The following is a 23,735-nucleotide window of genomic DNA, read 5'->3' on the forward strand; positions in this document are numbered from 1 at the left end:
AAAGCCCTTGTAGGAGCGAAGCTTGCTCGCGAAGACGGACTGACATTCAAGATTGATGTCGACTGATACACCGCTTTCGCGAGCAAGCTTCGCTCCTACAGGGGACGGTTTCAATTCAGGACTGTGCCAGGCCCCACCTTTTGTAACCACCGTGACCGAGTCCTGACGATGAACACTGAATTCCGCAAACCGTTGCCCGGCAGCCATCTGGATTACTTCGACGTCCGCGCGGCAGTCGAAGCCATCCAGCCCGGCGCCTACGACACTCTGCCGTACACCTCCCGTGTACTGGCGGAAAACCTGGTGCGTCGCTGCGACCCGGCCACGCTCACCGAATCCCTGAAGCAATTCATCGAGCGCAAACGCGACCTCGATTTCCCGTGGTTCCCGGCCCGCGTGGTGTGCCACGACATTCTCGGCCAGACCGCGCTGGTCGACCTCGCCGGCCTGCGTGACGCTATCGCACTGCAAGGTGGCGATCCGGCGCAAGTGAACCCGGTGGTGCCGACGCAATTGATCGTCGACCACTCCCTGGCCGTCGAGCGCGGTGGCTTTGATCCAGAGGCGTTCGAGAAGAACCGCGCCATCGAAGACCGTCGCAACGAAGACCGTTTCCACTTCATCAACTGGACCAAAAAGGCCTTCAAAAACGTCGACGTGATCCCGCCGGGCAACGGGATCATGCACCAGATCAACCTGGAGAAAATGTCTCCGGTGATCCAGGTGCGCGACGGCGTGGCGTTCCCCGACACCTGCGTCGGTACCGACAGTCATACTCCGCACGTCGATGCACTGGGTGTGATCGCCGTCGGTGTCGGCGGTCTGGAAGCGGAAAGCGTGATGCTTGGCCGCGCGTCGTGGATGCGTCTGCCGGAAAGTGTCGGCGTCGAGCTGACTGGCAAGCTGCAGCCGGGTATCACCGCCACCGACATGGTGCTGGCGCTGACCGAGTTCCTGCGTCAGCAAAAAGTGGTTGGTGCGTGGCTGGAGTTCTTCGGCGAAGGCGCCTCCGCGTTGACCCTCGGCGACCGCGCGACCATTTCCAACATGGCCCCGGAATACGGCGCTACGGCGGCGATGTTCTACATCGACCAGCAGACCATCGACTACCTGAAACTCACCGGCCGCGAAGACGAGCAGGTGCAGCTTGTGGAGCAATATGCCAAGACCACAGGTCTGTGGGCTGACAGCTTGAAGAATGCGCAATACGAGCGTGGGTTGACCTTCAACTTGTCGTCGGTGGTGCGCAACATGGCCGGCCCGAGCAACCCGCACGCCCGTGTCGCCACCTCGGATCTCGCCGCCCAAGGCATCTCCGGCCAGTGGACCGAAGTGCCCGGCCAGATGCCGGACGGCGCGGTGATCATCGCCGCCATCACCAGTTGCACCAACACCAGCAACCCGCGCAACGTCATCGCCGCCGGCCTGCTGGCGCGCAATGCCAACAAGCTGGGGCTGACCCGCAAACCGTGGGTGAAATCTTCCCTGGCGCCGGGTTCGAAAACCGTGGCGCTGTACCTCGACGAGGCCGGCCTGACCAGCGAGCTGGAGCAACTCGGTTTCGGCATCGTCGCCTTCGCCTGCACCACGTGCAACGGCATGTCCGGCGCCCTGGACCCGGTGATCCAGCAAGAGATCATCGACCGCGACCTGTACGCCACGGCGGTATTGTCCGGCAACCGCAACTTTGACGGCCGGATTCACCCGTACGCCAAGAACGCGTTCCTCGCTTCGCCGCCGTTGGTAGTGGCTTATGCTATCGCCGGGACCATCCGTTTCGACATCGAAAAAGATGTGCTGGGCGTGGTTGATGGCAAGGAAATCCGCCTGAAAGACATCTGGCCGAGCGACGAAGAAATCGACGCAGTGGTCAAGGCTTCGGTCAAACCGGAGCAGTTCCGTCAGGTCTACATCCCGATGTTCGCCATCCACGAAGACACCGGCCCGAAAGTGACGCCGCTGTACGACTGGCGCGAGATGAGCACCTACATCCGCCGTCCGCCGTACTGGGAAGGCGCGTTGGCTGGCGCTCGTCCGCTCAAGGGCATGCGCCCGCTGGCAGTGCTGCCGGACAACATCACGACCGATCACCTGTCGCCATCGAACGCGATCATGCTCGACAGCGCCGCCGGCGAATACCTGGCGAAAATGGGCCTGCCGGAAGAGGACTTCAACTCTTACGCAACGCATAGGGGCGACCATTTGACTGCGCAGCGCGCAACCTTCGCCAACCCGAAACTGTTCAACGAAATGGTTCAGGAAAACGGCAAGGTCAAACAGGGTTCGCTGGCTCGCGTCGAGCCGGAAGGCCAGGTCATGCGCATGTGGGAAGCCATCGAAACCTACATGGAACGCAAGCAGCCGCTGATCATCATCGCCGGCGCCGACTACGGTCAGGGTTCGTCCCGCGACTGGGCAGCCAAAGGTGTGCGTCTGGCGGGTGTGGAAGCGATTGCGGCCGAAGGCTTCGAACGCATTCACCGCACCAACCTGGTGGGCATGGGTGTGTTGCCGCTGGAATTCAAACCGGGCACCGACCGCAAGATCTTGGGCATCGATGGCAGCGAAACCTACGACGTGATTGGGGAGCGCACCCCGCGTGCCGAGCTGACGCTGGTGATCAATCGCAAGAACGGCGAACGCGTCGAAGTGCCGGTGACTTGCCGCCTCGACACCGCCGAAGAAGTGTCGATCTACGAGGCGGGCGGCGTGCTGCAGCGCTTCGCACAAGACTTCCTGGAATCGGCCGTCGCCGTTTAAAACGCAGAGCCGCAGGGGATTTCGAATCCCCTGGCGGCCAATAGAGGAATGACATGGCTCACGTACCTCAAATCAAAATCCCCGCCACCTACATGCGTGGCGGCACCAGCAAAGGCGTGTTCTTCAGCTTGAAGGACCTGCCCGAAGCGGCACAGATTCCCGGCCCGGCTCGCGATGCCTTGTTGCTGCGGGTGATCGGCAGCCCCGACCCGTACGACAAGCAAATCGACGGCATGGGCGGTGCGACCTCCAGCACCAGCAAAACCGTGATCCTGTCGAAAAGTATCAAGGCCGATCACGACGTCGATTACCTGTTCGGTCAGGTCTCCATCGACAAGCCCTTCGTCGACTGGAGCGGTAACTGCGGCAACCTGTCGGCAGCGGTGGGTTCGTTCGCCATCAGCAACGGCCTGGTGGACGCCAGCCGCATCCCGCAGAACGGCATTGCGGTGGTTCGCGTGTGGCAGGTCAACATCGGCAAGACCATCATCGCCCACGTACCGATCACCAATAGTGAAGTACAGGAAACCGGCGATTTCGAACTCGATGGCGTGACCTTCCCGGCCGCGGAAGTGCAGGTCGAATTCATGGACCCGGCAGCGGAAGAAGAGGGCGGCGGTGGTTCGATGTTCCCTACCGGCAACCTGGTGGATGACCTGGAGGTGCCGGGTGTCGGGACCTTCAAGGCGACCATGATCAATGCCGGCATCCCGACGATTTTCGTCAACGCCGAAGACATTGGTTACACCGGTACCGAGCTGCAGGGCGCGATCAATAGCGATCCGAAAGCGTTGGCGATGTTCGAAACCATTCGGGCTTACGGCGCGTTGCGCATGGGCTTGATCAAGGATCTGGACGAAGCGGCCAAGCGCCAGCACACGCCCAAGGTTGCCTTTGTTGCCAAGCCAGCGGACTACGTTGCCTCCAGTGGCAAGGCGATTGCGGCGGATGATGTCGACCTGCTGGTGCGCGCGTTGTCCATGGGCAAGTTGCATCACGCGATGATGGGCACGGCGGCGGTGGCGATCGGTACGGCGGCGGCGATTTCCGGCACATTGGTGAATCTTGCGGCGGGCGGCATCGAACGCAATGCTGTGCGCTTTGGGCATCCGTCCGGCACCTTGCGCGTGGGTGCTGAAGCCAGCCAGGTGAACGGTGAGTGGACCGTGAACAAGGCCATCATGAGCCGCAGTGCGCGGGTGTTGATGGAAGGGTTTGTTCGTGTGCCGGGTGATTCTTTCTGACTGACACCTATCCCCTGTAGGAGCACGGCTTGCCGGCGAAGGCGTCCTCAAGATCGCCTTCGCCGGCAAGTCGGATCGCCGCACCGCTGGCTCCTACAGGACCGCATTTCAACAATAAGAATCTTGTAACCGACTGAGATTGCCCCTGAACCGAGGTCCCATCAACGAACCACTTCAAGAGTGAATCGAACATGAGCGCCAACGTCGACCTGAACAACCGCCCCGACTACGACACGGTCCTGCAAGACATCGCCGATTACGTCCTGACCTTCAAAATCGAATCCCAAGAAGCGTTGGACACTGCCCGCAACTGCCTGATGGACACCCTCGGCTGCGGTCTCCTGGCCCTGCGTTTCCCCGAATGCACCAAACATCTTGGCCCGATCGTCGAAGGCACCGTCGTTCCGTTCGGCGCTCGCGTCCCCGGCACCCCTTACCGTCTCGATCCCGTCAAAGCGGCGTGGGACATCGGTTGCATCGTCCGCTGGCTCGACTACAACGACACCTGGCTCGCGGCCGAGTGGGGGCATCCGTCCGATAATCTCGGTGGCATTCTTGCGGTGGCCGATCACCTGTCGCAAAAACGCCTGGCCAATGGCGAGGCGCCACTGACCGTTCGCGTGGTACTCGAAGCCATGATCATGGCCCACGAGATCCAGGGCGTGATCGCGCTGGAAAACTCCTTCAATCGCGTGGGCCTCGATCACGTCATCCTGGTGAAAGTCGCCTCGACCGCCGTCACCGCCAAGCTGATGGGCGCCAATCGCGAGCAGTTGTTGTCCGCGTTGTCCCATGCCTTCGCCGACGGTCAGGCGCTGCGCACTTACCGTCATGCGCCGAATGCCGGATCGCGTAAATCCTGGGCGGCAGGCGATGCGTCCAGTCGCGGCGTGCGGCTGGCGGACATTGCGATGCGTGGTGAGATGGGCATCCCCGGCGTGCTGACCGCCAAACAGTGGGGCTTCTACGACGTGCTGTTCAGCCACACCAACAACGATCTGGCGCTCAAGCCGCAAGATAAACGCGCGTTCAGCTTCTCCCGGCCGTACGGCAGTTACGTGATGGAAAACGTGCTGTTCAAGATCAGCTTTCCGGCCGAATTCCACGCACAAACCGCTTGCGAAGCCGCTGTCACCCTGCACCCGCAGGTCAGAAATCGCCTGCACGAAATCGACAAAATCGTCATCACCACCCACGAATCAGCGATCCGCATCATCTCCAAGGTCGGCCCGCTGGCCAACGCCGCGGACCGTGACCATTGCCTTCAGTACATGACTGCCGTGCCGCTGGCGTTCGGTAATCTGGTGGCCGAGCAGTACGAGGACGACTTCCACGCGGCGCATCCGATCATCGACGTGCTGCGCGAAAAAATGGTCATCGTCGAAGACCCGCGCTACACCCGCGAATACCTGGAGGCCGATAAGCGCTCGATTGCCAATGCGATACAGGTGTTCTTCAAGGACGGCTCCAGCACCGAAAACGTGTTGGTGGAGTACCCGATCGGCCATCGCCGTCGCCGCAGCGACGGCATTCCGTTACTGGAGGACAAGTTCAAGGCCAACCTGGCGACCCGCTTCAACGCCCAGCGCAGCGCTGAGATTTTTGCGTTGTGCAAGGACCAGGCGGCGCTTGAGGCGACACCGGTGAATCGGTTTGTGGATTTGTTTGTGATCTGAGCCTACGGCGCTGGCGTATGTCCGAGGGCGGGCGCCAGCCACTTCTCCACCGGCAACTTGGTAATGGCAAACCCTGTCAGCAGAACCGCCGAGTAAACCATCAGCTCCGGCGAAAGACTCTGCCTCTCATACCAGGCACCAATGATCACCGCGAACACCGGAAAAATGATGAACACAAACGACAGAATGATCGGGCTCAGTCGCTTGAGCAGCAGGAAGTAAACGATAAACCCGCCCACCGACGCCACCAGCCCCAGATAGAACAGGGCGCTCCACGACCGCGCGGTGATGGCGTCGAACACCGGGGCTTCGACAGCCAATCCCGCGCTGAACAGCATCAATCCGGCGATGCCGATCGGCAGGGTGTTGTAGGTAATCACGCTGATCGCGCTGGCGTGTTTCTTGGTCACCACGTAACACAGTGCATGCATCACGGCGGCACAGAGAATCGCCAGCACCCCGAACAACTCTGCGTGGTCAAGATGCAGCCCCTGACTGCGGATAATCATGAACAGCGAGCCGAACCCGATGGCGATGCCGAGCAGTTGTGAGGGGTAGATTTTCTCCCGCAGAAACAGCGCGGAAAACATCAGGATGAACACCGGCATGCAGCTGAACAGCAGCGCCGTCAGACCCGACGAAACGTGCATCTCGCCGTAGTTGAGCAAGTAGTACGGCAGGCTGAAGTACGACAGCGTGACGAAGACAAAGAACCCGCGGCTTCCCCTCGGAAACAGCAGCGGTTCGCGGCGCAGCAGGGCAAAGCTGAGGAACAATGGAAAGGCGATCAGGAACCGCAGTCCGGCGGCAGTGAGTGGCGGCACACTTTCAACTGCAATCTTGATCCCGAGCCACGTCGTGCCCCAGCTCAAGCAAACGATCAGGAACAACACGCTGGTGACCAGGGCGGCCAGCCGGGGGGTTGCAGTACTTGAAGGTGCACTGACGGCAATGGACATGATCGAGTTCCTGTTGTTGTCGGAATTGACCTTCATCTGCAAAAGGTTTATCCATGATTGAACCTGTTTTAAGCACGCTATTCGGGACTGTAATGACTGTCAAAACAAGTATTGCCATGGTGTCAATCCTGCGCGACGGCCTCGCCAACGGTCTGGGTGTGAAATACAAACGCCTTGCTGAGGCTGTCGAAAAAGGCATTGCCGAGGGGCTGATCGAGCCCGGCTGCAAATTGCCGCCTCATCGACTGTTGGCCGACAGCCTCCAAGTGACCATCGGCACCATCAGCCGTGCTTACGGGGAACTCGAACGTGTGGGTTTGGTAGTCGCTCGCGTAGGAGATGGCACGTATGTGCGTCAGCGCGGGATGGAACGACCGCGGGACAGTGGCTTTCGCAATGTCAGCGATGAACCGCAACCGTTTTTCGACATGAGCCGCAATCAACCGATTCCTGGGCAGGAAGCGCTGTTTTTGAGTCAGAGCCTGCAAGCGTTGTCCCTAGATCCTGAGGCGTTGCAACACATCAGCGGCTACACCGCCGATGTCGGTTTGCAACGCTATCGTGCGGCGGGCGCGAAATGGCTCAGCCATCAAGAATTTGTCCCGAGCGCCGAGCAGATCGTTTGCGTGAACGGCGGCCAGCACGGTCTGTTGTGTGCCTTGATGGGGTTGCTCAAGGCGGGCGATACGTTGGTGACGGAGCACCTGACCTACCCGGGGCTGATCAGCGTCGCACGCCAGCTCGGGATAAAACTCATCGGCGTCGGGATGGATGATGAAGGACTCATGCCCGATGCCCTGGAGGAGGTTTGCCGCAACCATCGTGTCTCAGCACTGTATTGCACGCCGACGATCCAGAATCCTACGGCTGCAGTGATGTCCGTCGCACGACGCGAGGCGATTGCTGAGCTGTGTCGTCAGCACAATTTGCTGATCTTCGAAGACGAAGCCCATGCCGTGCTGGCGCAACAGCGCCCGTTACCGCTCAGTCATTTCGCCCCGGAGCGCTCGGTGCTGATCGGCAGTTTGAGCAAGGCCGTATCGGCAGGTTTGCGGGTCGGTTACCTGCATGCGCCGCAACCGTTGATCGGACGTTTGAGCGCAGCGGTGCGCGGGACGTGCTGGATGGCCAGCCCGCTGTCGCTGGAAGTGGCTAGTCTGTGGATAGAAAACGAGATTGCCAAGCAGTTGCTGGGCCAGCAGATTGTTGAGATCAGTCGACGCAAGGCGTTGGTCAGTGGGCTGCTGGAGGGTTTGGCGTACAAAACCCATCCCCATAGTCCGCACTTCTGGATTGAAGTGCCTGAGCCTTGGCGGGCGTCGCAGATTGCAGCGGAGCTCAAGGAGAATAGTTATCTGGTCGCCACCGCCGAGGCGTTTGCGGTCGGGCATGGGGCAGTGCCGCAGTTTGTTCGGGCAAGTGTTTGTCATTCGGCGGGGGATGATCGGTTGTTGCTGCGAGGGTTTGAAGCGCTGGCGGGGGCACTCAGGGAGACCGAGTAATCGTTCTTCGCGGGCAAGCCTCGCTTCTACAGGATGTAGGTGCCCTTGTAGGAGCGAGGCTTGCCCGCGAAAGCGGTGTAACAGGCGCTAAAGAACTACTTGAATCGCCGCTCCACGCCTTTCTCCACCAGGATCTTCGCCGAAATCTCTTCCACCGAAAAATGCGTGGAATTGATGTGCGGAATGTTCTCGCGGCGGAACAGATTTTCCACCTCGCGCACTTCGAATTCGCACTGGGCGTAGCTCGAATAGCGGCTGTTGGGCTTGCGCTCGTTGCGGATCGCGGTGAGGCGGTCCGGGTCGATGGTCAGGCCGAACAGTTTGTGCTGGTGGGCACGCAGGGTGCCTGGCAGTTGCAGGCGCTCCATGTCGTCTTCGGTCAGCGGATAGTTGGCCGCACGGATGCCAAATTGCATGGCCATGTACAGGCACGTCGGCGTCTTACCACAACGCGACACGCCCACTAGGATCAGGTCCGCCTTGTCGTAATAATGCGTGCGCGCACCGTCGTCGTTGTCGAGGGCGAAGTTCACCGCCTCGATCCGCTCCATGTAATTGGAGTTGCTGCCAATCGAGTGGGATTTGCCGACGGTGTAGGAAGAATGCTCGGTCAGTTCCTGTTCAAGCGGCGCCAGAAAGGTCGAGAAAATGTCGATCATGAAACCATTGGACGTTGCGAGGATCTCACGGATGTCCTGATTGACAATGGTGTCGAAGATGATCGGCCGAAAGCCGTCGTTTTCGGCGGCTTTGTTGATTTGTTGTACCATGGCCCGCGCTTTATCCACGTTGTCGATGTAGGGCCGCGTGAATTTGCTGAAGGTAATGTTTTCGAACTGCGCCAGGAGGCTTTGGCCGAGGGTCTCGGCTGTGATGCCGGTGCCGTCGGAAATAAAGAAAGCAGATCGTTTCATTTGCACCTTGGGCCTTAAGCTAGTGACGAATCTTGGATATAGTAGGCGCGATTTGCCGGCCGCCAGTGGCCCGCATTCTCACTTATTTTCCAGGTCCAGGCCATACAGCTGGCAAACGCTCCCTGTAGCAGCCGGCTTCTGAGCTTTTCCAACACAGTTAGTGGAGAGATCACCTTGGTAGAGTACGTAGTTTCCCTCGATAAGCTCGGCGTCCATGATGTAGAGCACGTGGGGGGCAAGAACGCATCCCTCGGCGAGATGATCAGTAACCTTGCAGGTGCCGGTGTATCGGTGCCCGGTGGCTTCGCCACGACAGCTCAGGCTTATCGTGATTTTCTGGAACTGAGCGGCCTGAACGATCAGATCCATGCCGCCCTCGACGCCCTGGACGTCGATGATGTCAACGCCCTGGCCAAGACCGGCGCCCAGATCCGCCAATGGATCATGGAAGCCGAATTCCCCGAGAAGCTCAACGCCGAGATCCGTACTGCGTTCGCTACGCTGTCGGCCGGCAACCCTGACATGGCCGTGGCCGTGCGCTCTTCCGCTACCGCCGAAGACCTGCCGGACGCTTCCTTCGCCGGTCAGCAGGAAACCTTCCTGAACATCCGTGGTGTCGAAAACGTTATTCGCGCCGCCAAAGAGGTGTTCGCTTCCCTGTTTAACGACCGCGCCATTTCCTATCGCGTGCACCAGGGCTTCGACCACAAGCTGGTGGCCCTGTCGGCTGGCGTGCAGCGCATGGTCCGCTCCGAAACCGGCACCGCCGGCGTGATGTTCACCCTCGATACCGAGTCGGGCTTCCGTGACGTGGTGTTCATCACCGGCGCCTACGGCCTGGGTGAAACCGTCGTACAAGGCGCGGTGAACCCCGATGAGTTCTACGTCCACAAAGGCACGCTGGCAGCCGGTCGTCCGGCCATCCTGCGTCGCAACCTGGGCAGCAAAGCCATCAAGATGATCTACGGCGAAATCGCCACGGCCGGTAAATCGGTCAAGACCATCGACGTGGACAAGGCTGATCGCGCACGTTTCTGCCTGAGCGACGCCGAAGTCAGCGAACTGGCCAAGCAAGCGATGATCATCGAGAAGCACTACAAGTGCCCGATGGACATCGAATGGGCCAAAGACGGCGACGACGGCAAGCTCTACATTGTTCAGGCCCGTCCTGAAACCGTGAAGAGCCGTACCTCGGCCAACGTCATGGAACGCTACCTGTTGAAAGAAACCGGCACCGTGCTGGTTGAAGGTCGCGCCATTGGCCAGCGCATCGGCGCCGGCAAGGTGCGGATCATCAAGGACGTGTCCGAGATGGACAAAGTCCAGCCCGGCGACGTTCTGGTCTCCGACATGACCGACCCGGACTGGGAACCGGTCATGAAACGCGCCAGCGCCATCGTCACCAACCGTGGCGGTCGTACCTGCCACGCGGCGATCATCGCTCGCGAGCTGGGTATCCCTGCCGTGGTCGGTTGCGGCAACGCCACCCAGCTGTTGAAAGACGGTCAGGGCGTGACCGTTTCCTGCGCTGAAGGCGACACCGGTTACATCTTCGAAGGCGAACTGGGCTTCGACATCAAGAAAAACTCCGTGGACGCCATGCCTGATCTGCCGTTCAAGATCATGATGAACGTCGGCAACCCGGACCGCGCCTTCGACTTCGCGCAACTGCCGAACGCCGGTGTGGGCCTGGCCCGTCTGGAGTTCATCATCAACCGCATGATCGGTGTTCACCCCAAGGCGCTGCTGAACTACGCCGGGCTGCCGCAGGAAATCAAAGACAGCGTCGACAAGCGCATTGCCGGCTACGACGATCCGGTCGGTTTCTATGTTGAGAAGCTGGTTGAAGGCATCAGCACCCTGGCCGCTGCGTTCACGCCGAAAAAGGTCATCGTGCGTTTGTCGGACTTCAAGTCCAACGAATACGCGAACCTGATCGGTGGCAAGCTCTACGAGCCGGAAGAAGAAAACCCGATGCTGGGCTTCCGTGGTGCCTCGCGTTACATCAGCGAAGCGTTCCGTGACTGCTTCGAACTCGAATGCCGTGCCCTCAAGCGCGTGCGCAACGAGATGGGCCTGACCAACGTCGAAATCATGGTGCCATTCGTCCGTACCCTGGGCGAAGCCAGCCAGGTCATCGACCTGTTGGCGGAGAACGGTCTGAAGCGCGGCGAAAACGGCCTGCGCATTATCATGATGTGCGAACTGCCGTCCAACGCGATTCTGGCTGAAGAGTTCCTCGAGTTCTTCGACGGTTTCTCCATCGGCTCCAACGACCTGACTCAGCTGACACTGGGTCTGGACCGTGACTCCGGGATCATCGCTCACCTGTTCGACGAGCGTAATCCGGCGGTCAAGAAGCTGTTGGCCAACGCGATTCAGGCGTGTAACAAGGCTGGCAAGTACATCGGCATTTGCGGTCAGGGCCCTTCGGACCACCCTGATCTGGCCAAATGGCTGATGGAACAGGGCATCGAAAGCGTTTCGTTGAACCCCGATTCCGTACTGGAAACCTGGTTCTTCCTGGCTGAAGGTCAAGCTCCGGCCTGATGTGAATGAAGCCTCGGTCAAGTGGCCGAGGTTTTAAGAATCAAGTAGGGCGGGCTCCTCTGGACGCCGCCCTTTTTTGTGCAAGAGCATTATGCAAAGCAGCAGCAACCTATTTCCTGTCGCCCTGATCAGCGCCGAGCGGCGCGGCGATCTGAGCGAAGACGTCTATCGTCTGAAACCCGGCAACAGCCCTGATGGCACCGTCGAACTGGCTGTGACACGACTCGGTATGGCCGACGAGCCTGCGGTGCGTGGCGTGCCGGTGATCCTGTTGCACGGCAGCTTTTCCAATCGCCGGTTCTGGTTTTCCCCAAAAGGCCTGGGTCTGGGCGCCTATCTGACGCGTCTGGGATTCGATGTATGGATTCCGGAAATGCGCGGTCATGGCCTGTCCCAGCGCAACCAGAACTACCGCAAGAACCGCGTCGCCGACTACGCTCGTTACGATCTGCCGGCCATTGGCGCGTTCGTGCGTGAGCAGAGCGGCCAGGTCCCGCACTGGATCGGTCATTCGCTGGGCGGGATTACGCTGGCGGCGGCGCTGGGTGGCAAGTACATCGGCGAGCCGGTCGTGGCTTCCGCGGCATTTTTTGGTACACAAGTCAGCCGCACCTACTGGCCGTTGAAGATTCCACCGGTGGAGTGGAGCGGGCGCTTCATTCTTAAACGCTTTGCCCAGTTGTCCGGTTCGCGGCTCAAGCGCGGCCCGGAGGACGAGCCAATTGGCCTGGCCCTGGAAAGCATGCGCTGGTATGGCCTGTTCGGGCGCTTCGGCGATGCCGACAAGGATTGGTGGGCCGGTCTGGCTGATGTTCAGGTGCCGATACTGGCGGTAAGTGCAGCCAGCGATCATCAGGACCCGACGTGGGCTTGCCGTAAACTGTTCGATCAGATCGGTTCCGAGCAAAAGCAATTTATCAACCTGGGTCGCGAGCAGGGCTTCGGTGATAATTTCGGTCATGTGCAAATGCTTGTCAGCAAAGCCGCCCAGGCTGAAGTCTGGCCGTTGGTGGCGCGCTGGTTGGTAGATCAGCAGACGCCATTGCTCGGTGAAGAACCGGATCTGGCGGCGGCGATCTAAGCTGGATGCTCTAACAAGGGCATTTCGCTCCGTTCGGCTTGCGGCTAAGATATGACGCATTGAGCTTTTCTGGTCACTTTGCGACACACTCGATTGTCTTCCTCTTTACAGGAGTTTCTCGATGAACCATTACCTCACGCCTGACCTGTGCGACGCCTATCCGGAACTGGTGCAGGTGCTGGAACCGATGTTCAGCAATTTCGGCGGTCGAGATTCCTTCGGCGGCGAAATCGTGACCATCAAGTGCTTCGAAGACAACTCGCGGGTCAAGGAGCAGGTCGAGCTCAAGGGTAATGGCAAGGTGCTGGTGGTCGATGGCGGTGGTTCCCTGCGTCATGCGTTGCTGGGCGACATGCTGGCCGAAAAAGCCGCGAAAAACGGTTGGGAAGGGCTGGTGATCTACGGTTGCATCCGTGACGTCGATATCATCGCGCAAACCGATCTGGGCGTTCAGGCCCTTGCCAGCCACCCGAGGAAATCCGACAGGCGTGGGCTCGGCGATATCAACATTGCGGTGACCTTTGCTGGCGTGACCTTCCATCCAGGTCACTACATCTATGCGGACAATAACGGCGTGATCATCTCGCCTAGCCCGCTGAAGATGCCTGAATAAAAGCGCTTTACTAACAAAGGGGTGAGGATGTTCGAGGAAGAAAACGCGCAGTGGGGGCTGGTGCATGCCCTGGTGCTGGACGGTAAAGGCGGTGCGCGTTCGATAGCCCGGACTGAACTCGATGACTTGCAGCTGCAGGCCCATGAAAGCCTGTGGCTGCACTGGGATCGAAGTCACCCGCAAACCCAGACCTGGCTGCGTAAATCCAGCGGTCTGAGTGAGTTCAGCTGTGACCTGTTGCTTGAAGAAAACACCCGGCCGCGTCTTGTACAGCTTTCGGACAGCGAACTGCTGCTATTTTTGCGTGGGGTCAATCTGAACCCGGGCGCCGAGCCGGAAGACATGGTCTCGGTGCGGATTTTTGCGTCGGCCCAGCGGGTTATTTCTCTGCGTTTGCGTCCGTTGCGCGCCACCGATGAATTGCTGGTGCAAATCGCCGAAGGTAAAGGACCGAAAACTGCGTCAGAACTCATCCTTTATATGGCGCAATACCTCACCAACAAGGTGCAGGATCTGGTGAGTTGCCTCTCGGAAGTGGTCGATGAGGAAGAAGAAAAGCTGGATGCCGACGAACGGTATACACCCGAGCACGGAGCCGTTCTGCAGATCCGTCGCAGGGCTGCCGCACTGAAACGATTTCTTGCGCCGCAGCGGGATATTTTTGGTCAGCTGACACGAATAAAACTGCCTTGGTTCGTCGAAGATGACGGTGACTACTGGAACGAATTGAACAACAGCCTGACCCGGTATCTCGAGGAGCTTGAATTGACCCGGGAGCGGGTGGGGTTGGTCCTCGAGGCCGAAGATAGACGTTTGAGCGTGCGCATGAACCGCACGATGTACCGCTTCGGGATCATCACCGGGATCTTTTTGCCAATGAGTTTTCTGGCCGGTCTCTTGGGTATCAACGTCGGCGGGATTCCGTTCTCCGCAAGCCCTTATGGCTTCCCGATTGCCTGCCTGATGATGGTCTCGGTGGCACTGGGTCAGTGGTGGTTATTCCGACGTTTGCGCTGGGTCTGAGGGTGAGTCATGTGACCCGACCAAATTTGATCGCGTCTTTCACAGACATCACGAGAGGTGCGTATGCACGATCCGTTTGAACAGTCTTTGCGTGACATGCTCAAGGCATCACCGTCCACCCGGGACGACGATGCGTGCCTGGGGCGTGTACTGAAAACCGCCAACCGTCAGGTCGGCGCCGGTGATCTGTTCAGTCTGCTGGGCCGTTGGCTGCCCGCGCTGATGATTGCCCTTAACAACGGCTCGGCCCACGTCTCGCCGGTATCCCGCCACCGTAAACCTACCGTTCGCACTGCTGATAAGGCTGATTGAATATGGAACTTGATCTCTGGACTCAGAGCCTCGTCACTGCCATGACTGCGTTATGGACCAAGGTTGCAAATTTCATCCCGAACCTGTTCGGCGCACTGGTTGTGCTGCTGTTGGGTTTCGTCGTGGCGAAACTTTTGGATACTTTGTTGTCCAAGTTGCTCGCCAAGCTGGGCCTTGATCGCCTGATGGGTGGCACGGGTCTGACTAAATTGCTGTCCCGGGCCGGCCTTCAAGTGCCGATCTCGACGTTGATCGGCAAGATCGTCTATTGGTTCGTTCTGCTGATTTTTCTGGTTTCTGCCGCAGAATCCCTTGGACTTGAGCGAGTTTCGGCTACGCTTGACATGCTTGCGCTGTATTTGCCGAAAGTATTCGGCGCCGCGCTGGTGCTGCTGGTGGGTGTACTGCTCGCGCAACTGGCCAATGGGCTGGTGCGTGGGGCGGCAGAGGGCGTAGGACTGGATTACGCTGCGGGTCTGGGGCGAATTGCTCAGGGCCTGGTGATTATCATCAGTATTTCGGTCGCAATCAGCCAGTTGGAGGTCAAGACTGACCTGCTCAACCATGTGATTGTGATCGTATTGATTACCGTTGGTCTGGCGGTTGCGCTGGCCATGGGGTTGGGAAGCCGGGAAATTGCCGGTCAGATTCTTGCGGGAATCTATGTGCGTGAGTTATATCAGGTTGGGCAACAAGTGCGTGTTGGCGAGGTCGAAGGCCAGATCGAAGAGATCGGCACGGTTAAAACCACATTGCTGACCGATGAGGGTGAGCTAGTCTCTCTCTCCAATCGGATCCTCCTGGAGCAGCATGTGAGTAGCCGCTAATCCGGCAAACCCTGCTAATGTATGCCGCCGCAAAGTGCCCTGAAAGGGCGCGGCGGACATTGACCTGACTGTCGGCCCGACTTGTTTTGAATAAAGCTCAATCGCTGTCCACGCGCTACGACCCCCGCGAGCTCTCTGATGAGGAGTTGGTCGCGCGCTCGCATACCGAGCTGTTTCACGTAACGCGCGCCTATGAAGAACTGATGCGGCGTTACCAGCGAACATTATTTAACGTCTGTGCGCGATATCTTGGGAACGATCGTGATGCAGACGATGTCTGTCAGGAAGTGATGTTGAAGGTGCTGTACGGCCTGAAGAACTTCGAAGGTAAATCGAAGTTCAAGACGTGGCTATATAGCATCACGTACAACGAATGCATCACGCAGTATCGGAAAGAACGGCGAAAGCGTCGCTTGATGGATGCTTTGAGTCTGGACCCCCTCGAGGAAGCGTCTGAAGAAAAGGCGCCGAAACCTGAGGAAACGGGTGGACTTGATCGCTGGTTGGTGTATGTGAACCCGATTGACCGTGAAATTCTGGTGCTACGATTTGTCGCAGAGCTGGAGTTTCAGGAGATCGCAGACATCATGCACATGGGTTTGAGTGCGACAAAAATGCGATACAAACGTGCTCTAGATAAATTGCGTGAGAAATTTGCAGGCATTGCTGAAACTTAGTTCGGCGCAAATATCTCTTACGTGTAGGCAAGTTCTGATAGACTTGCCGCCGAGTTGTCCCCCGGTTTGCGGGACTGCTTCACAATCACCAGATGGGGATTTAACGGATGAAACTGAAAAACACCTTGGGCTTGGCCATTGGTTCTTTGATTGCCGCCACTTCGTTCGGCGCTCTGGCACAAGGCCAAGGCGCAGTTGAAATCGAAGGCTTCGCAAAGAAAGAACAATTCGACAGCGCTCGTAACTTCAAGAACAACGGCAACCTGTTCGGTGGTTCTGTTGGTTACTTCCTGACCGACGACGTTGAACTGCGTCTGGCTTACGACGAAGTGCACAATGCACGTGCCGAAGACGGCCGTAACATCAAGGGCTCCAACACCGCTCTGGACGCTCTGTACCACTTCAACAACCCGGGCGACATGCTGCGTCCGTACGTATCGGCTGGCTTCTCCGATCAAAGCATCGGCCAGAACGGCAAAAGCGGTCGTAACGGTTCCACCTTCGCCAACGTTGGCGGCGGTGCCAAGCTGTACTTCACCGACAACTTCTACGCCCGTGCCGGCGTTGAAGCTCAGTACAACATCGACCAGGGCGACACCGAGTGGGCTCCAAGCGTCGGTATCGGTGTGAACTTCGGTGGCGGCTCCAAGCCTGCTGCTGCGCCAGTTCCTGCACCAGCTGAAGTTTGCGCCGACAGCGACAACGATGGCGTATGCGACAACGTTGACAAGTGCCCGGACACCCCAGCCAACGTAACTGTTGACGCTGATGGCTGCCCAGCAGTTGCTGAAGTTGTTCGTGTTGAGCTGGATGTGAAATTCGACTTCGACAAGTCGGTAGTCAAGCCTAACAGCTACGGCGACATCAAAAACCTCGCTGACTTCATGAAGCAGTACCCATCCACCAGCACTACTGTTGAAGGTCACACTGACTCCGTCGGTCCTGACGCTTACAACCAGAAACTGTCCGAGCGTCGTGCAAACGCCGTTAAGCAAGTTCTGACCAACCAGTACGGTGTTGAATCGACTCGCGTTCAGTCTGTTGGCTACGGCGAATCCCGCCCAGTTGCTGACAACAAAACTGACGCTGGTCGCGCTGTAAACCGTCGCGTAGAAGCGCAGGTAGAAACTAACGCTAAGTAATTAGCTCGCAGCTCTGAAAAGCCCGGCTTAGGCCGGGCTTTTCTTTGTCTGCGATTTGGTGAGGGCAGGGTTGAAGCAGGGCGAGTCAGGCTGACTGATTGACTGCATTCGCGGGAAAATCAGATACCGACAGGGATACTTCTGCGCAGGCCGCGACCGCGCCGATGACCAGGATTGCCGGACTCTTCAACTCAAAGGCGTAGGCATCGTCTTCCATCGCTGTCAGATCGCTCCGACAGTCCCGTTGGTGTGGCAGGGAAGCATTTTCAATCATCGCCACCGGTGTATCCGCCGCCATTCCGCCGGCCAGCAGCTGCTCACGAATCTCGCTCAGTTTTGCGACACCCATATACACCACCAGCGTCGTGCCACCTTGCGCCAGGGCTTGCCAGTTCAAGCTGCTGCCATCCTGAGTGTGGGCGGTGACCAGCGTCACGCCACGCGCGACGCCCCGCAGGGTCAAGGGAATATCGCATTGCGTTGCGCCGGCAAGCCCGGCTGTGATGCCGTTGACCAGCTCAACCTCGACGCCGCGTTCACGCAGCCACTGTGCCTCTTCACCGCCACGGCCGAAAATGCACGGATCACCGCCCTTGAGCCGCACCACGCATTGACCGTGGCGGGTATAACGCAGCATCAGGCGATGAATGAACGCCTGAGGCGTAGAGCGACAGCCGCCGCGCTTGCCCACGGGAATGATCCGCGCCTGCGGGCAATGCTCGAGCACTGCGTCGTTGACCAGATCATCGATCAGCACCACATCCGCTTCTCTCAACGCTCGCACAGCCTTGAGGGTCAACAATTCCGGATCCCCGGGGCCCGCACCCACCAGCCAGACTTTTGCGCTCATAGTGTTTTCCTCACGAGATGACGGCGATCGGCTGCGCTGTGGCGGCCAGCAAACGCTTGATTTCCGGGACGCAGGAACCGCATTGCGTGCCGCAGCCCAATTCTTGTTTCAGACCCTGCAGATCCAGGCCGCGGCTAATGCCCGCACAGACCGCGCTCTGGCTGACGTTTTTGCAGTTGCACAGGGTTTTGTGATCGACGGCCGGTGTATTGGCGTTGCCCGGTGGTGCGCTCAGCGGGGCCAGCAGCCAGCGCCGCAGTTGTTCATCCGCGCGACCTTCGAGCCACAGGCTTTGCAGCCAGTGTTGGGCGAGGGTTTCGCCGGCCAGACGAATCGCGGTGATCCGACCGTTCTCGATCCGCACGCGTTTGCCGATGGAGCGCCGTGGGTCGTCGTAAGCCAAAACCGGGCCGTCGTTGAGCCCCAGGCATTGATCGATATCACGCAGCAGTTGCGGATCTGGTGCGCCGGTGCTCGCAGCGCGTATCAGCAGCGCGGGGCGTTCACGGCCAGCCAAGCTGAGGCTTACGTAGGAAAACGCCTCACAGAGCGGTCGTAGCGTCTCAAAATGCTGTTGAACATCGTCCTCGACCAGGGCGAAAAGGTTCCACGGCAGTTGCACAGGTTCGAGGCGCACGCCGCTGTGCTTGAGTTCGGGTTGTTTCGACAGCGGGTCGAAAGCCGGTTGGGTGAGTGCATTTACGCCACCCTTGAGGAAGCGGTCACCCCAATGCATGGGGAGAAAGGCCTGGCCCGGGCGCACGCTGTCGTCGCTGCCGACGGCGACAATCACCGCGCCACGGCGACTTTTCAGGCTGACCAGGTCGCCCGTTTGCAGCCGATGCCGACGCAGTTCTTCCGGGTGCAGACTCAACACTGCTTCGCTGACGTGGCCGAATAGCTGCGCGGCGGTGCCGGTGCGGCTCATGCCGTGCCATTGATCCCGCAGGCGGCCAGTGATCAGGGTCAGCGGGAAGTGCGCATCGCGTTGTTCCTTGGCGGCGCGATACGGGTCGGCCACGAATTGCGCACGTCCACTGGCAGTCGGGAAAATCCCGTCCAGGTACAGCCGAGCCGTGCCTTCACGGGCGCCCGTGGGGAAGGGCCATTGCTGAGGGCCGAGGCGGTCGATCAGCGCGTGACTGATGCCGGACAAGTCCAGATCACGCCCGCGGGTCAGTTGTTTGTACTCATCGAAGACGTGCGCCGGCGTTTCAAAGGTAAACAGGCTGGTTTGCCCCGGACGCAGATGTTGTTCCAGGCGTTGTGCGAAATCTACGGTGATCGCCCAGTCGGAGCGGGCTTCGCCCGGTGCGACGATGGCTCGACGAACGTGGGAAATGCGCCGCTCGGAGTTCGTCACCGTGCCGTCCTTTTCGCCCCAACTGGCGGCCGGCAACAGTAGATCAGCGAACGCTGCGGTTTCGGTGGTGCGGAAAGCTTCCTGCAACACCACGAACGGACAGGCTTGCAGTGCCGCGCGCACGGCGGTTTGATCCGGCATTGACTGCGCGGGGTTGGTGCAAGCGATCCATAGCGCCTTGATTTTCCCGCTACGCACCTGCTCGAACAGTTCAATGGCGGTTAGCCCGGTCTTCTCGGGGAGTTGTTCAACGCCCCAATAGGCTGCCACTTCCGCGCGATGTTCAGCATTGGCGGCTTCGCGATGGCCTGGCAGCAGGTTCGACAAGCTGCCGGTTTCGCGGCCACCCATGGCATTCGGCTGACCGGTCAGGGAGAAAGGCCCTGCACCGGGGCGGCCGATTTGCCCGGTGGCCAGGTGCAGGTTGATCAGTGCGCTGTTCTTTGCGCTGCCGGCGGTGGACTGGTTCAGCCCCATGCACCATAGCGACAGAAAACTCTTCGAGGTGCCGACCCATTTGGCGCATTGCTGCAGTTGCTCGACGCTGATCCCACAGAGCTGCGAAACCATCTGCGGCGTGTAATCGCGCACCAGGTTTTTCAGCTCGGCCAAGCCTTCGGTGTGGGCCTTGATGAAGTCCCGGTCGACCCAGTCTTCCCACAACAGCAGGTGCAAAATCCCATGGAACAACGCGACATCGGTACCCGGCAGAATGGCCAGGTGCAGGTCAGCCAAATCGCAGGTGTCGGTACGACGCGGGTCGATGACGATGACTTTCATCTGCGGCCGACGGGATTTCGCTTCCTCCAGCCGACGGAAAAGTATCGGGTGGGCGTAGGCCATGTTGCTGCCGACGATCATCACGCAGTCGCTCAGCTCCAGGTCTTCGTAGTTGCACGGCGGTGCGTCGGCACCCAGGCTGCGCTTGTAGCCGACCACTGCCGAAGACATGCACAGGCGCGAATTGCTGTCGATGTTGTTGGTGCCCACCAGCGCTCGTGCCAGTTTGTTGAACGCGTAGTAATCCTCGGTCAGCAATTGCCCGGAGATGTAGAACGCCACGCTGTCCGGGCCGTGTTCGGCGATGGTCTCGGCAAAAACGCTGGCGGCGTGATCAAGGGCGGTGTCCCAATCGGTGCGGCTGCGGGCCAAGCCTTTGCCGAGGCGCAGTTCGGGGTATAGCGCCCGAGCCGTCAGGTCGCCGGTCAGGTGCAATGTAGAGCCTTTGCTGCACAGTTTGCCGAAGTTGGCCGGGTGCGCCGGATCGCCGCTGACGCCGAGAATGCGCTCGCCGTCATGCTCGATCAGCACGCCGCAGCCGACCCCGCAGTAGCAGCAGGTGGAAGCGGTGATCTGACTGTTCATCAGCTTGCTTCCCGCAGAGCCAGCAGCACCCGGCCATTCTCGACCCGTGCGCAATGGTGGTGAGCGCAACCGATGTCCGGAGCCTGTGCTTCGCCGGTTTCCAGATCGATCTGCCAATTATGCAGCGGGCAGGCGACCCGTTTACCGTAGATCAAACCCTGGGACAGCGGACCGCCCTTGTGCGGGCAGCGGTCGTCGAGTGCGAAAACCTCATCGTCGCTTGTACGAAAAATCGCGATGTCACCTGTCGGGCCCGCGATGATCCGGGAGCCGAGGGCATTGATTTCTTCCAGTGCGCAGATATCCAGCCAGTTCATGCCGGCACCTCCAGGTTCTTCACCGCGATGACGTCGAATTCTTTTTTCAGCAGCGGCTGCTCCAGGCGTTCCCTCCACGGATCCTGTTCGAAAGACAGAGAGAATTGCAGGCGATCGTTGAGTGCCTTGCGTCGCTCCGGGTCTTCCAGCACGGCTTTCTTGATGTGCTCCATGCCGACCCGTTGCAGGTAATGCACGGTGCGCTCGAGGTAGAAGGCTTCTTCGCGATAGAGCTGCAGGAAGGCGCCGTTATACTCGCGCACTTCTTCGGCGGTTTTGAGCTTGACGAAGAATTCCGCGACTTCGGTTTTGATCCCGCCGTTGCCGCCGATGTACATCTCCCAGCCGGAATCCACGCCGATAATTCCGACGTCCTTGATGCCCGCTTCCGAACAGTTGCGTGGGCAACCGGAGACGGCCAGTTTCACTTTGTGCGGCGACCACATGTTGAACAGGTCGTGCTCAAGCTCGATGCCCAGTTGCGTGGAGTTCTGGGTGCCGAAGCGGCAGAACTCACTGCCGACGCACGTCTTCACGGTGCGGATGGATTTGCCGTAAGCGTGGCCGGATGGCATGTCGAGATCCTTCCAGACGCCCGGCAGGTCCTGCTTCTTGATCCCCAGCAAATCGATACGCTGGCCGCCGGTAACCTTGACCATTGGCACGTTGTATTTGTCGGCCACGTCGGCAATGCGCCGCAGCTCCGAGGGATTGGTCACACCGCCCCACATCCGTGGGACTACAGAGTAAGTGCCGTCTTTCTGAATGTTGGCGTGGGCCCGTTCGTTGATCAGGCGCGATTGCGGGTCGTCCTTGGCTTCGCCGGGCCAGGTGGAAATCAGGTAATAGTTGAGCGCCGGGCGGCACGTGGCGCAGCCGTTCGGAGTGCGCCAGTTCAGGTAGCTCAGAGTGCCAGCGATGGTCAGCAAATGCTGCTCGCGGATGGCCTGACGAATGTGCCCGTGGTTGAGGTCGCTGCAACCGCAGATGGCTTTTTCGCTTTTCGGTTTGACGTCCGCCGCGCCGCCCACGGTGTTGATCAGAATCTGTTCCACCAACCCTGCGCAGGAACCGCAGGAGCTGGCCGCCTTGGTGTGTTTCTTGATGTCGTCGACGCTGAATAATCCGTGTTCCTGAATCGCCTTGACGATGGTGCCTTTGCACACGCCGTTGCAGCCGCAGACTTCGGCGGTGTCGGCCATGCTCATGGCTTTGTCCTGGCCTTGATGTCCTACGTCGCCGAGAGCCAGCTCCATGGATGAAGAGCCGCCGAACATCAGGTGATCGCGGATCTGCGCGATGTCGTGATTCTCACGGATCTGCCGGAAATACCAGCCACCGTCCGCCGTATCGCCGTACAGACAGGCCCCGACCAGCACGTCATCCTTGATCACCAGTTTTTTGTAGACCCCGCCGATCGGGTCGGAGAGGGTGATGGTTTCGGTGCCTTCGCCGCCCATGAAGTCGCCGGCGGAGAACAGGTCGATGCCGGTGACTTTTAATTTGGTCGACGTCACCGAGCCCTTGTAGGTGGCGAAGCCCAGTTGGGCGAGGTGGTTGGCGCAGACCTTGGCCTGTTCGAACAGCGGCGCCACCAGGCCGTAGGCGATGCCGCGGTGGCTGGCGCATTCGCCGATGGCATAGATGCGTGGGTCGTAGGTTTGCAGGGTGTCGTTGACCAGAATCCCGCGGTTGCAAGGGATGCCGGATTTTTCCGCGAGTTCGGTGTTGGGGCGAATGCCGGCGGCCATCACCACCAGATCGGCGGGGATGATGTCGCCATTCTTGAACTCAACCGAACCGACCCGGCCATTGCCGGCATCGTGCAGGGCCTGGGTTTGCTCGCAAAGACGAAAATGCAGGCCGCGGGCTTCCAGGGCGGTTTGCAGCAACTGGCCGCTGGTTTTGTCCAGTTGCCGTTCCAGCAGCCACTCACCGATGTGCACCACAGTGACGTGCATGCCGCGCAGCATCAGGCCGTTGGCGGCTTCCAGGCCGAGCAGGCCGCCACCGATCACAACGGCGTGCTTGTGGGTTTTCGCGGTGTCGATCATTGCCTGGGTATCGGCGATGTCGCGGTAGCCGATCACGCCGTGCAAGGTGTTGCCGGAGATCGGCAGGATGAACGGGGTCGAACCGGTGGCGATCAGCAGGCGATCGTATTCGGCCTCGCTGCCGTCTTCGGCGATGACCCGGCGTTTGACCCGATCGATCTCCACCACTTTGCGGTTCAACATCAGCTTGATGTTGTTGTCCAGGTACCAGTCCAGATCGTTCAGCACGATGTCTTCAAAGGTCTGTTCACCGGCCAGCACGGGCGACAGCAGGATGCGGTTGTAGTTGGTATGGGGTTCGGCGCCGAAGACCGTGATGTCGTACAGCTCATTGCTCAGCTTGAGCAGCTCTTCCAGGGTACGAACCCCGGCCATGCCGTTGCCGATCATCACCAGTTTTAGTTTTTTCATCAGGTTCTCCGGGGAGCTCAGACCCGCCTCATCAGGGCTTTCAGGTCTTGCTCGACACATTTTGCGCAAACAAAAAAAGGCGTCCCGCTAGTTGC

18 protein-coding genes are annotated in these 23,735 nt (G+C 59.4%); 12 read left to right on the forward strand and 6 right to left on the reverse strand.

Going from position 1 to position 23,735, the window contains the following annotated elements; genetic code table 11:
• Nucleotides 1–168 precede the first annotated feature (168 nt).
• The 3 genes from acnD to prpD all read left to right on the forward strand — a co-directional run bounded on the left by acnD (nt 169) and on the right by prpD (nt 5,680).
• Nucleotides 169–2,760, forward strand: coding sequence for a Fe/S-dependent 2-methylisocitrate dehydratase AcnD (gene acnD / locus ACYZT3_RS10160; protein ID WP_462032008.1), 2,592 nt, complete (start codon nt 169–171; stop codon nt 2,758–2,760).
• A gap of 53 nt (nt 2,761–2,813) precedes the next feature.
• Nucleotides 2,814–4,004, forward strand: coding sequence for a 2-methylaconitate cis-trans isomerase PrpF (gene prpF, locus ACYZT3_RS10165; protein WP_462032009.1), 1,191 nt, complete (start codon nt 2,814–2,816; stop codon nt 4,002–4,004).
• Between the two features lie 191 nt (nt 4,005–4,195).
• The gene (gene prpD / locus ACYZT3_RS10170; protein ID WP_462032010.1) at nt 4,196–5,680 is read left to right on the forward strand and encodes a 2-methylcitrate dehydratase; all 1,485 of its coding nucleotides are present in this window, start codon (nt 4,196–4,198) and stop codon (nt 5,678–5,680) included.
• A gap of 2 nt (nt 5,681–5,682) precedes the next feature.
• Here the strand turns inward: prpD and ACYZT3_RS10175 are convergent, their stop codons facing one another.
• Nucleotides 5,683–6,594 carry a DMT family transporter gene (locus tag ACYZT3_RS10175; protein WP_462032358.1) on the reverse strand — a complete coding sequence of 304 codons (912 nt, stop codon included), beginning with the start codon at nt 6,592–6,594 and terminating at the stop codon, nt 5,683–5,685.
• Between the two features lie 137 nt (nt 6,595–6,731).
• Here ACYZT3_RS10175 and ACYZT3_RS10180 point away from each other — a divergent pair, with 137 nt between their 5' ends.
• Nucleotides 6,732–8,141 (forward strand): aminotransferase-like domain-containing protein, encoded by a 1,410-nt coding sequence (locus ACYZT3_RS10180; protein WP_462032011.1) that lies wholly within the window; start codon nt 6,732–6,734, stop codon nt 8,139–8,141.
• Nucleotides 8,142–8,236: 95 nt separating this feature from the next.
• Here the strand turns inward: ACYZT3_RS10180 and ppsR are convergent, their stop codons facing one another.
• A complete protein-coding gene (ppsR, locus tag ACYZT3_RS10185; RefSeq protein ID WP_131062994.1) occupies nt 8,237–9,055 on the reverse strand; it encodes a posphoenolpyruvate synthetase regulatory kinase/phosphorylase PpsR in 819 nt (272 codons plus the stop codon).
• A gap of 174 nt (nt 9,056–9,229) precedes the next feature.
• Here ppsR and ppsA point away from each other — a divergent pair, with 174 nt between their 5' ends.
• From ppsA to ACYZT3_RS10225, 8 genes are all read left to right on the forward strand, one after another.
• Nucleotides 9,230–11,605: a phosphoenolpyruvate synthase gene (ppsA, locus tag ACYZT3_RS10190; protein ID WP_282378702.1), complete on the forward strand. Its 2,376-nt coding sequence runs from the start codon at nt 9,230–9,232 to the stop codon at nt 11,603–11,605.
• 91 nt (nt 11,606–11,696) lie between these two features.
• Nucleotides 11,697–12,686 (forward strand): alpha/beta fold hydrolase, encoded by a 990-nt coding sequence (locus ACYZT3_RS10195; RefSeq protein ID WP_462032012.1) that lies wholly within the window; start codon nt 11,697–11,699, stop codon nt 12,684–12,686.
• Nucleotides 12,687–12,807: 121 nt separating this feature from the next.
• Nucleotides 12,808–13,299 carry a ribonuclease E activity regulator RraA gene (rraA, locus tag ACYZT3_RS10200; protein WP_282378706.1) on the forward strand — a complete coding sequence of 164 codons (492 nt, stop codon included), beginning with the start codon at nt 12,808–12,810 and terminating at the stop codon, nt 13,297–13,299.
• A gap of 27 nt (nt 13,300–13,326) precedes the next feature.
• On the forward strand, nt 13,327–14,322 hold the full coding sequence (locus tag ACYZT3_RS10205) for a zinc transporter ZntB (RefSeq protein WP_282378708.1): 996 nt from the start codon (nt 13,327–13,329) through the stop codon (nt 14,320–14,322).
• 63 nt (nt 14,323–14,385) lie between these two features.
• The gene (locus ACYZT3_RS10210) at nt 14,386–14,634 is read left to right on the forward strand and encodes a hypothetical protein (RefSeq protein WP_045060997.1); all 249 of its coding nucleotides are present in this window, start codon (nt 14,386–14,388) and stop codon (nt 14,632–14,634) included.
• Nucleotides 14,635–14,636: 2 nt separating this feature from the next.
• The gene (locus ACYZT3_RS10215; protein ID WP_008027407.1) at nt 14,637–15,461 is read left to right on the forward strand and encodes a mechanosensitive ion channel family protein; all 825 of its coding nucleotides are present in this window, start codon (nt 14,637–14,639) and stop codon (nt 15,459–15,461) included.
• 86 nt (nt 15,462–15,547) lie between these two features.
• On the forward strand, nt 15,548–16,138 hold the full coding sequence (sigX, locus tag ACYZT3_RS10220) for an RNA polymerase sigma factor SigX (protein WP_282378716.1): 591 nt from the start codon (nt 15,548–15,550) through the stop codon (nt 16,136–16,138).
• Between the two features lie 107 nt (nt 16,139–16,245).
• Complete coding sequence (locus ACYZT3_RS10225) at nt 16,246–17,280, forward strand: OmpA family protein (protein WP_282378717.1); 1,035 nt, start codon at nt 16,246–16,248, stop codon at nt 17,278–17,280.
• An 85-nt stretch (nt 17,281–17,365) separates the two neighbouring features.
• Here the strand turns inward: ACYZT3_RS10225 and cobA are convergent, their stop codons facing one another.
• Genes cobA through nirB form a run of 4 tightly spaced genes read right to left on the reverse strand, consistent with a single transcriptional unit; the run spans nt 17,366 to nt 23,640 of the window.
• Nucleotides 17,366–18,130 (reverse strand): uroporphyrinogen-III C-methyltransferase, encoded by a 765-nt coding sequence (gene cobA, locus ACYZT3_RS10230; RefSeq protein WP_462032013.1) that lies wholly within the window; start codon nt 18,128–18,130, stop codon nt 17,366–17,368.
• A 10-nt stretch (nt 18,131–18,140) separates the two neighbouring features.
• Complete coding sequence (locus ACYZT3_RS10235) at nt 18,141–20,858, reverse strand: nitrate reductase (RefSeq protein WP_462032014.1); 2,718 nt, start codon at nt 20,856–20,858, stop codon at nt 18,141–18,143.
• A complete protein-coding gene (nirD, locus tag ACYZT3_RS10240) occupies nt 20,858–21,175 on the reverse strand; it encodes a nitrite reductase small subunit NirD (protein WP_282378730.1) in 318 nt (105 codons plus the stop codon). The genes ACYZT3_RS10235 and nirD overlap by 1 nt, the downstream gene beginning before the upstream one ends.
• Nucleotides 21,172–23,640: a nitrite reductase large subunit NirB gene (nirB, locus tag ACYZT3_RS10245; RefSeq protein ID WP_282378732.1), complete on the reverse strand. Its 2,469-nt coding sequence runs from the start codon at nt 23,638–23,640 to the stop codon at nt 21,172–21,174. Before nirB ends, nirD begins: the two co-directional genes overlap by 4 nt.
• Between the last annotated feature and the right edge of the window lie 95 nt (nt 23,641–23,735).

It is taken from the genome of Pseudomonas sp. MDT1-16, from assembly GCF_054898115.1.

Bases quoted from the DNA above. Each gene is read 5' to 3' on its own strand.
- acnD (WP_462032008.1), top strand. From the start codon at position 169: ATGAACACTGAATTCCGCAAACCGTTGCCCGGCAGCCATCTGGATTAC.
- prpF (WP_462032009.1), top strand. From the start codon at position 2,814: ATGGCTCACGTACCTCAAATCAAAATCCCCGCCACCTACATGCGTGGC.
- prpD (WP_462032010.1), top strand. From the start codon at position 4,196: ATGAGCGCCAACGTCGACCTGAACAACCGCCCCGACTACGACACGGTC.
- ACYZT3_RS10180 (WP_462032011.1), top strand. From the start codon at position 6,732: ATGACTGTCAAAACAAGTATTGCCATGGTGTCAATCCTGCGCGACGGC.
- ppsR (WP_131062994.1), bottom strand. From the start codon at position 9,055: ATGAAACGATCTGCTTTCTTTATTTCCGACGGCACCGGCATCACAGCC.
- ACYZT3_RS10195 (WP_462032012.1), top strand. From the start codon at position 11,697: ATGCAAAGCAGCAGCAACCTATTTCCTGTCGCCCTGATCAGCGCCGAG.
- rraA (WP_282378706.1), top strand. From the start codon at position 12,808: ATGAACCATTACCTCACGCCTGACCTGTGCGACGCCTATCCGGAACTG.
- ACYZT3_RS10205 (WP_282378708.1), top strand. From the start codon at position 13,327: ATGTTCGAGGAAGAAAACGCGCAGTGGGGGCTGGTGCATGCCCTGGTG.
- ACYZT3_RS10210 (WP_045060997.1), top strand. From the start codon at position 14,386: ATGCACGATCCGTTTGAACAGTCTTTGCGTGACATGCTCAAGGCATCA.
- ACYZT3_RS10215 (WP_008027407.1), top strand. From the start codon at position 14,637: ATGGAACTTGATCTCTGGACTCAGAGCCTCGTCACTGCCATGACTGCG.
- ACYZT3_RS10225 (WP_282378717.1), top strand. From the start codon at position 16,246: ATGAAACTGAAAAACACCTTGGGCTTGGCCATTGGTTCTTTGATTGCC.
- cobA (WP_462032013.1), bottom strand. From the start codon at position 18,130: ATGAGCGCAAAAGTCTGGCTGGTGGGTGCGGGCCCCGGGGATCCGGAA.
- ACYZT3_RS10235 (WP_462032014.1), bottom strand. From the start codon at position 20,858: ATGAACAGTCAGATCACCGCTTCCACCTGCTGCTACTGCGGGGTCGGC.
- nirD (WP_282378730.1), bottom strand. From the start codon at position 21,175: ATGAACTGGCTGGATATCTGCGCACTGGAAGAAATCAATGCCCTCGGC.
- nirB (WP_282378732.1), bottom strand. From the start codon at position 23,640: ATGAAAAAACTAAAACTGGTGATGATCGGCAACGGCATGGCCGGGGTT.